Here is a 2,062-nt window from a genome sequence, read left to right as displayed (position 1 = left end):
GATAAAGTAGGCATCAACACCACGAATAACTTCGATAATATCGGCGGTAAAGTGGAAGCTGAGCGCGCCCTCTTGGTGGATGTGGGCGGTGATTTAAATCACGAAAGTACCACGATGACAACAAAGGTAGATTTATCTCATTTTCAACGGAGTGAAACGACACTGGCTCGTAAAGCGCTTTTCCATGTGAAAGGAGAGAATGGACAGTTACAACTCTCATCAAATAATCTGAACGCTAAAGGGGCAGATATTATTAACGATGGCAATGGCAGCACACTTGTTCAAACCAAAAATAACGTGAATCTCACCGCACTTTCAGTGGGCTTTGATGAAAAGATGGGCGCAGGTAATCATTACCGTCATGAGAAAGTGGAAGAGGCAGTAGTAAGCCGAGTAAAAGGCAAAGGTGATGTTGCGCTAACCGGTAAAAATATTTTATCCGAAGGGGCACAGCTAGAGAGTGAAGCGAAGTTAATGGCTATTGCTGAAAACGACCTTGTGTTGAATGGTGCGAAAGAAAGCCGAGATTTTGAAGAATTCCACAAAACGAAAAGTGGCAGTGTGGCGAAGGTGACTAAAACCAGTCTTGACCAACAACACTCCGTTACTCAAGTTGGCACACAGGTGAGCGGTAAAGAGGTGGTGCTTTCAGCAGGTCATGATATGAAGGCGAAAGGCATTCAGGCTATTGCAGATGATAATCTCCATATTCAGGCAGGACATGATGTCGATATTGCAGCAGATACCAATCATTTCAAAAATAAGCGCGTGGAAACCAAGAAAACCAGAGGTGTGTTCACGGGCGGTGGTATTGGCATTACCTTTGGCTCCAAATCAGAAAAACATGATTATGAAACAGAAGGTTGGACACAATCAGATGCACGTAGCACGCTAGGTTCAATGAATGGCAATATCAGGGTGAGTGCGGGTAATCATACAAATGTTCTTGGTACGGATATGATAACACCACGCACAAATCAGATTGATATTGAAGGTGCCGCTGTTAAGGTAGAAGCGGGGAAAGATATTATTGAACGTAAAGAGGGGCATGAGTATAAACAATCTGGCATGACAATTGCTTTGAGCACCCCAGTGACCGATATGGCACAAGCGGCTTATAACAGTGTGAATCGCAGCCAACAAGTCACCAATGGAAAACTCAAGGCACTTTATGCAGTGAAAGCCGCGGAAGAAGTGGGCATGGCTGCTCAAAATGTGGGTAAGGTGGCAGAAACCTTAGATGCCTTACGTGCTGGTAATATGCAGAATACGGGGACGACATCCAGCCCAAGTGTGAAGATTAGTATTGGTTATGGCAGCCAAAAACAAACACAAAGTAGCGAAAGCCAGAGTATTAGTCATCAAAAATCAACGGTGAATACGGGGACATTTAATGTAAAAGCCCGCGATGAAAAACTCAGTTTTGAAGGCGTGGATGCGAATGCGAAATTGATGGCATTATCGGGTAAAAAAGGGATTGAGATAAAAGGTGTAAAAGACGAAGAGCACCAACATACCAAAAATAAATCAGCAGGGGGCAGTGTAGGCGTCTTTGTTGGAACCAATGGTAATAGTTATGGTGTAGGTATTGAGGGGTCGGTGAATGTAGCGAGGGGCAAATCTAACTCGGATAGCGAACGTTGGCAAAACAGTCACTTGCAAGCGGATAAGCTCATTACCAATAGCGAAGCAGGAAACCTCAGCCTTGATGCAGCAAATCTTAAAGCAAAACGTTGGGAAGCGGATATTCAAAATCTGACGATAACGAGCCGTCAAGATACGGAAAAATACGAATCCAAACAAACGAGTGCGAGTGCAAGTGGCTCGGTGGCACAGGGGGCAGGAGGTGGCGCTTCGGTGAGTGCCTCCTATAACAAAGCGAAAGTGGATTATGCGCAAGTCAATGAACAAGCTGGGATTAGTGTGGGAGAGGATGGTATGGATGCCCATATCCACAACCATACCCAACTGAATGGTGCCATCATTGAAAGTGATGCTGAGGCAAGTAAAAACCACTTCAAAACAAAATCGCTCACGCATACCGATATTGAAAATAAAAGCG

Annotated in this window: 1 protein-coding gene; it reads left to right on the top strand. The window is 44.7% G+C overall.

The window, feature by feature from the left end:
* A partial coding sequence (locus ABW51_RS09475) for a hemagglutinin repeat-containing protein (RefSeq protein ID WP_197271864.1) occupies nt 1-2,062 on the top strand: 2,062 nt, incomplete at both ends.

The sequence above is a fragment of the Haemophilus sp. C1 genome (assembly GCF_001276515.1).
GTDB lineage: Bacteria > Pseudomonadota > Gammaproteobacteria > Enterobacterales > Pasteurellaceae > Haemophilus.
Note: the sequence above shows the minus strand (reverse complement) of the source record. Positions and strands in the feature narration are given on the sequence as shown.